The following is an 8,042-nucleotide window of genomic DNA, read 5'->3' on the forward strand; positions in this document are numbered from 1 at the left end:
GCAGCGAGGGTGGGCACCAAGGGCTCTTTCCGGAGACGTCCGAGCGCTAGCGCGATGGCGAAGCCGAGCCCCCGCGAAGCCGAAGGCGAGCCCCGTCGATGGACGATGGACTCGCCTCGGGGTTCAGCCAAACGTGAAGGTAAACGCGTGGAAGTTGGCCTTGGGTACCTTGATGGTCAGGATGTGGTCCTTGTAGCCATCGCCATCGAACAACGTATAGAGCTGCGAGGCCTGGACCGTGATCGGGGCCTGCGGCTTGCCATCCACCGCGATCTCGATGGTCACCGGATCGTTCGCGCTGGCCACCATGTGCACCTTCTTCGCCTTGAAATGCAGGCGGATCTCGCCGCTGGCGCCCACGAGGCTCGCGTTCTGCCGGCCGATCTCCCAGCGGCCCACCAGGGCAAACTGGTTCAGCTCAAGGCGGCTCGGTGCCGTGAAATCGCGCGTGCCAGTGCGCGCCCCCTCGGGGCTCGCATTGTTCTGGCTGCGGTCACTGCCGAAGTACATCTCCGGTGAGCCCAACTGGGTAAAATCCGGGGCGTCCTTGTCCATTTCCGCCTTCGCATCCGCCAGGCGCGGCAGGCCGAGCAAGGTGCGGATGGCGTTCTCCATCTCCATGTAGTTGCCCTCGCCAAAGTGGTGGGCGACCACGTTGCCGCGCTGGTCCACCAGGTACTCGGCCGGCCAGTACTGGTTATCCCAGGCGTCCCAGGTGGCCAGGTCGTTGTCCTGGGCCACCGGGTAGTGGATGTTGAACTTCTTGATCGCGTCGCGGACGTTGCCTTCCTGCTTCTCGAACGGGAATTCCGGCGAATGTACGCCAACCACCACCAGGCCCTTGTCCTTGTACTGGTCGTACCAGCGGGTGACGTGGGGCAGGGTGCGCAGGCAGTTGATGCAGGAGTACGCCCAGAAATCGATCAGGACCACCTTGCCGCGCAACTGGCTCATTTTCAGTGGCTTGGAGTTCTGCCAGGCGGCGATGCCAGTGAATTCCGGGGCGGTTTGCGCCGCGAAGGCGGGCTGGGCGATGCCCACGGCGGCGGCCACGAAAGCCAGGGCGAACAGGGCGGTACGGAAGCGGGAACGCATGGGAACTCCATTTGCGGGGATGCCGATAGATAGACCGGGGCAAGCCCGCTCACCTTACACCGGCCAAGGTGAGCTAAAATTGGCGTTTTGCCAGCCTAGCGAGCCAGCGGTAGCACCATGACCTCGATCAAGCAGGACGACCTCATCCAGAGCGTCGCAGACGCTCTCCAGTACATCTCGTACTACCACCCGGTGGACTACATCCGGAACCTCACCGCCGCGTACGAGCGCGAGGAGTCCGCGGCCGCGAAGGATGCGATCGCCCAGATCCTCATCAACTCGCGCATGTGCGCCGAGGGTCACCGCCCGATCTGCCAGGACACCGGCATCGTCACCGTGTTCCTCAAGGTCGGCATGAACGTCCGTTGGGACGATGCCACGATGGGCGTGGAAGACATGGTGAACGAAGGCGTTCGCCGCGCTTACAACTACCCGGATAACAAGCTGCGCGCCTCCGTGCTGGCGGATCCGGCCGGCAAGCGCATGAACACCCGCGACAACACCCCGGCGGTCGTCAACGTCTCGATCGTGCCGGGCGACAAGCTCGACGTGACCGTGGCGGCGAAGGGCGGCGGTTCGGAGGCGAAGTCGAAGTTCGCCATGCTCAATCCTTCGGACTCCATCGTCGATTGGGTGCTGAAGACCGTGCCGACCATGGGCGCCGGCTGGTGCCCGCCGGGCATGCTCGGCATCGGCATCGGTGGCACCGCGGAAAAGGCGATGCTGCTGGCGAAAGAATCGCTGATGGAGCCGATCGACATCACCGAGCTGCAGGCCCGTGGCGCGTCGAACCGCGCGGAAGAGCTGCGCCTTGAGTTGTACGAGAAGGTCAACGCGCTCGGCATCGGCGCGCAGGGCCTCGGTGGCCTGACCACCGTGCTCGACGTCAAGGTCAGCGACTATCCGACCCACGCCGCCAACCTGCCGGTCGCGATCATCCCGAACTGCGCTGCGACCCGTCACGCCCATTTCGTCATGGATGGCAGCGGCCCGGTCATGCTTGAGCCGCCGTCGCTGGAAGACTGGCCGAAGCTCACCTACGACTCGTCCAAGGGTCGCCGGGTGAACCTCGACACGATTACCCGCGAGGAAGTGAACAGCTGGCAGCCGGGCGAGACGATCCTTCTCAACGGCAAGCTGCTCACCGGCCGCGATGCCGCGCACAAGCGCATGATCGATATGCTCAACCGTGGCGAAACCCTTCCGGTCGACTTCACCAACCGCTTTATCTACTACGTGGGCCCGGTCGATCCGGTGCGTGACGAAGTGGTGGGCCCGGCGGGTCCGACCACCGCGACGCGCATGGACAAGTTCACCCGCCAGATGCTCGAAACCACCGGCCTGCTCGGCATGGTCGGCAAGAGCGAGCGTGGCCCCACGGCGATCGACGCGATCCGCGACAATAAAGCCGTGTACCTGATGGCCGTCGGTGGCGCCGCGTATCTGGTGTCGAAGGCGATCAAGTCATCGCGCGTGCTGGCGTTCGAAGACCTCGGCATGGAAGCGATCTACGAGTTCGACGTGCAGGACATGCCGGTGACCGTGGCCGTCGATAGCGCCGGCACCTCGGTCCACCAGACCGGCCCGAAGGAATGGCGCTCGAAGATCGGCAAGATCCCCGTCGTCGTCGAATAACGCCTAACCCTGTAGGAGCGCGCTTGCGCGCGATGGGCTTGCCGCGAGCACGCATCGCGCGCAAGCGCGCTCCTACAGGGAAGTTGCTAGCTTTGCGGTGTGGCGGGCGATTTGGGCGTCTTCTTCCGTCGGGATGACCCGGCTTTCGAAGTCGCCTAGCCATTGCAGGCCGGCGAGGATCGCGTCGCGGGTTTTTGCGTCGTTTTCGCCAATGCCACCGGTGAAGATCAGCAGATCGAGGCCGCCGAGTGAGGCGATCATTGCCGCGATGTGTTTGCGGGCGGTATGGACGAAGACGTCCAGCGCCAGTTGTGAGGCTTTGTCTTTTGCCGCGTGCAGTTTCCGCATGTCGCTGGTGCCGCCGGATAACCCCTTCAATCCCGACTCGCGGTCGACGAGCTTCTCCAGCCGTTCGGCGTCATAGCCTTTTTCGCGCATCAGGTACAGGAGGACACCGGGGTCAAGGTCGCCGGGGCGTGTACCCATCACGATGCCGCCGGTGGGCGTGAGGCCCATCGTGGTATCGATGGACTTACCATCGCGTACCGCGCAAAGGCTCGCACCGTTGCCGAGGTGGGCGATCACCACGCGCGAGGGTATGCCGGCACCGAGTTGACGCACGATCGATTCGTACGAAAGGCCGTGGAAGCCGTAACGCTCGATACCGCCTTCGCGGAGTTCGGCGGGCAAAGGCAGGGTCTTCGCTACGGCAGGCATCGTCTTATGGAAGGCGGTGTCGAAACAGGCGACCTGCGGTGCTTCCGGAAACGCCTCGCGCGCACGCTTCACCATCTCTACCGCCGCAGGGACGTGCAGCGGGGCGTAGGCCTTTGCTTCGTCCAGGTGCTTCATCAATGCGTCATCGATTAACGCATGGTCGCGGATGTTCGGGCCGCCGTGGACGATGCGGTGGCCGATGGCATCGGGCATCGGCAGCTTCTTCTCGCGCAACGTATCGATGATCGCGTGCACGGGATCGGCATCGCCGCCGGGTGCGTCGGTCTGATCGGAAAGCAACGCCTCCACCGCGTCACCCTCAACGCGATAAAGCCCGTATTTCAGAGAAGACGAACCGGCATTCAGTGCGAGTACGTACATGGATCTCCAGGCCCTTTGTAGGAGCGCGCTTGCGCGCGATCACGGTTACGGCAAGCACCCATCGCGCGAGCGCGCGCTCCTACATGGGTTTCCATTGCCAGTTGCGGACCTCGGGCAGGTCCTGGCCGTGTTCGCTGACGTAGAGTTTGTGCCGCTGGATGTCGGCCCAGTAGCGTTGCGTGGCCTTCTCACGTTCGCCGGCCAGGCGGGGGACGCGGTTGATCACGTCCAGGGCGAGCTGGAAGCGATCCATGTTGTTCAACACCATCATGTCGAGGGCGGTGGTCGTCGTGCCTTCTTCCTTGTAACCACGCACGTGGAAGTTATCGTGGTTGTGCCGGCGGTAAGTGAGTTTGTGCACGATGCCGGGGTAGCCGTGGAAGGCGAACACCACGGGCCGATCCGTGGTGAACAGATCGTCGAAGCGATCATCGTCCATGCCGTGCGGGTGTTCGTCGGGGGTTTCCAGCGACATCAGGTCGACCACGTTGACCACGCGGATGCGGATATCAGGTACGTATTCACGCAGCAGCATCACCGCCGCCAACACCTCCACCGTGGGCGCATCGCCAGCACAGGCCACCACCACATCCGGATCCTCACCGCCGCGACCTGCCCATTCCCAGATCCCGGCGCCGGCCGTGCAATGGAGGATGGCGGCATCCCTATCCAGCCACTGCCAGTCAGGCTGCTTGCCGGCGATGATCACATTCACGTAGTGGCGGCTGCGCAGGCAATGGTCGGCCACCGAGAGCAGGCAGTTCGCATCCGGCGGCAGGTAGATCCGCACGATCTCGGATTTCTTGTTCGCCACGTGATCGATGAAGCCCGGATCCTGGTGCGAGAAACCGTTGTGATCCTGGTGCCACACGTGCGAGCTCAACAGGTAGTTGAGCGAGGCGATGTGCGGTCGCCACTCCATCCGGCGCGTGGTCTTCAGCCATTTCGCGTGCTGGTTGAACATGGAATCGATGATGTGGATGAAGGCTTCGTAGCACGAGAAGAAGCCGTGGCGGCCAGTCAGCAGGTAACCCTCCAGCCAGCCCTGGCACTGATGCTCACTCAGCACTTCCATGACGCGGCCGTCGGGGGCGAGGTCGATGTCGACGCTTTCGTACTCCGCCAGCCAGGTCTTCGGGCTCGCCTCGTAGATAGCTTCAAGGCGATTGGACGCTGTCTCGTCGGGGCCGAATACACGGAAGTTGTGCATGTTCTGGCGCATGACTTCGCGCAGGAAGCGGCCGAGCACGCGGGTCGCTTCGGCCTTGTGGTCGCCGGGCGATTTCACATCCTCCGCGAACGGTGCGAAGTGCGGCATATGCAACGGCTTCAGCAGCAGGCCGCCGTTGGCGTGCGGGTTCATGCCCATGCGCCGCTGGCCCTTCGGTGCGAGTGAGGCGAATTCGTCGCGGAAGCGGCCGTCTTGGTCGAACAGTTCGTGCGCGTCGTAGCTCTTCATCCAGTCTTCGAGCTGCTGCACATGCTCGTCCTTGTCGAAGTTCGACAGCGGCACCTGGTGCGCACGCCAGGTGCCTTCGACCGGCTTGCCATCGACTACCTTCGGTCCGGTCCAGCCCTTGGGGCTGCGGAATACGATCATCGGCCAGCGCGGGCGTCGCGCGTTGTCCGCGCTTTCTTCTCGGGCCTCTTTCTGGATCCGGCGGATCTCGTCGAGGCAGGTGTCCAACGCGGCGGCGAACGCCTGGTGCATCGCCTCGGGTTCGTGGCCTTCGACGAAATGCGGCTCGTAGCCGTAGCCACGCATGAGGTCGCGCAGCTCATCGGGCTCGATACGTGCCAGCACCGTGGGGTTCGCGATCTTGAAGCCGTTGAGGTGCAGGATCGGCAGTACGGCGCCGTCGCGTACCGGGTTGAGGAATTTGTTCGAGTGCCAGCTGGTGGCGAGTGCGCCGGTTTCGGCCTCGCCATCGCCGATCACGCAGGCGACGATCAGTTCCGGGTTGTCGTACGCGGCGCCAAACGCATGCGAAAGTGAATAGCCGAGCTCGCCGCCTTCATGAATCGATCCCGGGGTTTCCGGCGCCACATGGCTCGGGATGCCATAGGGCCAGGAAAACTGGCGGAACAGCTCACGCATGCCAGCCTTGTTGCGTTCGATGCGCGGATAGATCTCGGTGTACGAACCTTCCAGGTAGGTATGCGCCACCGGGCCGGGGCCGCCGTGGCCCGGGCCCATCACGTAGATCATGCTGAGATCGCGTTCGACGATCGCGCGATTCAGGTGCGTGTAGATGAAGTTGAGGCCGGTGGTCGTGCCCCAGTGACCGAGCAGGCGGTGCTTGATGTGCTCGCGTTGCAAAGGCTCGTCGAGCATCGGGTTTTCGCGCAGATAGATCTGGCCGACGGTGAGGTAGTTCGCGGCGCGCCAGTAGGCGTGCATGCGGCGTAACAGGTCGGCATCGAGCGGCGTGTCGGTCATGGGGGAGGTCCGGGTAGCGGCAGGAGTCGCTGCCCAGCCTAGGACCGGGGGTATGGCAAACGCGTGAAAGATCGCGCGTTATTGGTACGAACCAACCTCGCGGGTGTTGCGCTCCATCACCTTCATGGCGTCTTCCGATTTCTTGCGGTTCGCGGCGGCGTCTTCTTCGCGACGGGCGCGTTCGCGTTCGGCCATTTCGTGCGCCAGGCCATCGTTGGCCTCGGCGGCGCGCGTCGGCACCACGGGTGCGGTGACAGGGGGTGCGGCGACCACCGGTGGCGTGACCGGCACGGGCGCTGCGGATGCCGTCGCCATGGGCGAGCTCCGCTCAGCCGCCGACGGGGCGTCGACGTGGGTGGTCATGGCCCGCCAGGTGAACAGCCCCAGCAGGGCAACGACGACCACCCCGATGATCGCCGGCATGACATACGAACGCTCCGGACCGGAACGGCGGCGCGCGGCCTCGGCGGTGCGTGCGACTTTTTCCTTCGGCCGGGTGCCCACCGGGGCGGTATCCAGGTGGTCGGGCAGCTTGAGCATGGCGCGCAGCACTTCGCCATCGACCAGATGCACGCGTGGCTGGCGCAGCACGGCGTTCCGCGCGGCCTGGGTGAACGTGCCACGGGTCACGAGCACGCCACGGCCAGCGGCTTCGTTGAGCATGCTGCTCATGAGGTGCTGCACCTCGGGCAGGTCGACGAAGATCGCATCCCAGTGCCCGCACTGGACGATGCTGGTTTCGTTGCCGCGGTACAGGCGCATATCGAGGCCCGCGCTGCCCAGCGCCTTCAGGTCGTGTGCCGTGACCAGCTCCACGCGGTAGCCCTGCCCACGGTAGTGCTCCGCGAGCAGGTGCTCGAAGTCCTGCCAGCTCAGGCGCGCGAGAGCATCGCCAGCTTCAGGAGCACGTGCGGAAAAGGCCAAAGCGGGAATTCCTGCCGAAGGATTAAAAGGCACATCATACACTTATCAGCAATTTGCCGGAAATCGGCTCATCTCATCCGTTGCCTCCCTGGCATCGATGGTCGGTTCTCTTCCGGCCTCGTCAAGGACTATCGGCGGTGGCACGACTTGGCGTAGAGGCAAATCCGGCACATCACACTGTGACGCGGCGCATTGCCGCCCATGGCCCTCTGCAGGTACATTTCCGGGCTTGTGTCCGGGGGAAACCAGGGGTTCAGACGTGATGAAGTGTGTGTCGGTCGCCGCCGCGACCCTGTTGCTGTCCGCCTGTGGCGGCAAATCGATGATCGAAGCCGATGCCAGCCGCATGGTGGCGACCAGTCCGGATTCACCCTGGCTGACGGTGGAGAACAAGGGCGCCGCCGTGCTGCCCGTGAAGGGCCTGGAAGCGAAGGCCCTGGTTCAGGTGAGCCCCGACGTGGTCTCGGTGATCCAGGCCCAACTGCGTCAATCGTTGCAGCCGAAGTATTTCACCGACCTGATCATCGGCTGCCGCAACGTGGGCGTGGTCGTCTCGGCCAGCCCGCAGGCGGATACGCCGGTGACCAGCATCAACCTCGAAGCGGATTGCCGCATCGTCGCCCGTGGCAAGGTGGTGGCGAAGGATTACCGCGTCGCCCAGTCGGTGCCGCTCAACGCGGCCGAGCCGCGCCTCGACGTCCAGGTGCCCAAGCTGTTGCAGTCCGCATCGCGCGAACTAGCCGACCAGCTCTGGGCCGACGTGGTCGCCACCGGCGCCCACTAACCCGGTCGCCGCAACCCCTCATTGCCTATGTAGGAGCGCGCTTGCGCGCGATGGTCGGTTGCCGCG

The 8,042-nt window shown here is 64.3% G+C and carries 6 protein-coding genes; 2 read left to right on the plus strand and 4 right to left on the minus strand.

Going from position 1 to position 8,042, the window contains the following annotated elements; genetic code table 11:
- Positions 1-123 precede the first annotated feature (123 nt).
- Positions 124-1,095 carry a thioredoxin family protein gene (locus tag VGN46_RS09615; RefSeq protein ID WP_331643121.1) on the minus strand — a complete coding sequence of 324 codons (972 nt, stop codon included), beginning with the start codon at positions 1,093-1,095 and terminating at the stop codon, positions 124-126.
- Positions 1,096-1,212: 117 nt separating this feature from the next.
- Here VGN46_RS09615 and VGN46_RS09620 point away from each other — a divergent pair, with 117 nt between their 5' ends.
- Entirely contained in the window at positions 1,213-2,730 is a 1,518-nt protein-coding gene (locus VGN46_RS09620; RefSeq protein ID WP_331643123.1) for a fumarate hydratase, read from the plus strand.
- A gap of 72 nt (positions 2,731-2,802) precedes the next feature.
- Here the strand turns inward: VGN46_RS09620 and VGN46_RS09625 are convergent, their stop codons facing one another.
- The 3 genes from VGN46_RS09625 to VGN46_RS09635 all read right to left on the minus strand — a co-directional run bounded on the left by VGN46_RS09625 (position 2,803) and on the right by VGN46_RS09635 (position 7,192).
- Positions 2,803-3,828, minus strand: a complete 1,026-nt coding sequence (locus VGN46_RS09625) for a hypothetical protein (RefSeq protein WP_331643125.1) — start codon at positions 3,826-3,828, stop codon at positions 2,803-2,805.
- 79 nt (positions 3,829-3,907) lie between these two features.
- Positions 3,908-6,268: a phosphoketolase family protein gene (locus tag VGN46_RS09630; RefSeq protein ID WP_331643127.1), complete on the minus strand. Its 2,361-nt coding sequence runs from the start codon at positions 6,266-6,268 to the stop codon at positions 3,908-3,910.
- A 78-nt stretch (positions 6,269-6,346) separates the two neighbouring features.
- Entirely contained in the window at positions 6,347-7,192 is an 846-nt protein-coding gene (locus VGN46_RS09635; RefSeq protein WP_331643129.1) for a restriction endonuclease, read from the minus strand.
- Between the two features lie 259 nt (positions 7,193-7,451).
- Here VGN46_RS09635 and VGN46_RS09640 point away from each other — a divergent pair, with 259 nt between their 5' ends.
- Positions 7,452-7,976: a hypothetical protein gene (locus VGN46_RS09640; RefSeq protein WP_331643131.1), complete on the plus strand. Its 525-nt coding sequence runs from the start codon at positions 7,452-7,454 to the stop codon at positions 7,974-7,976.
- Positions 7,977-8,042: the final 66 nt, after the last annotated feature.

The organism is Luteibacter sp., assembly GCF_036500425.1.
Lineage (GTDB): Bacteria > Pseudomonadota > Gammaproteobacteria > Xanthomonadales > Rhodanobacteraceae > Luteibacter.

Coding starts and splice junctions, on each gene's coding strand:
- VGN46_RS09615 (WP_331643121.1), bottom strand. CDS start 1,095: ATGCGTTCCCGCTTCCGTACCGCCCTGTTCGCCCTGGCTTTCGTGGCC.
- VGN46_RS09620 (WP_331643123.1), top strand. CDS start 1,213: ATGACCTCGATCAAGCAGGACGACCTCATCCAGAGCGTCGCAGACGCT.
- VGN46_RS09625 (WP_331643125.1), bottom strand. CDS start 3,828: ATGTACGTACTCGCACTGAATGCCGGTTCGTCTTCTCTGAAATACGGG.
- VGN46_RS09630 (WP_331643127.1), bottom strand. CDS start 6,268: ATGACCGACACGCCGCTCGATGCCGACCTGTTACGCCGCATGCACGCC.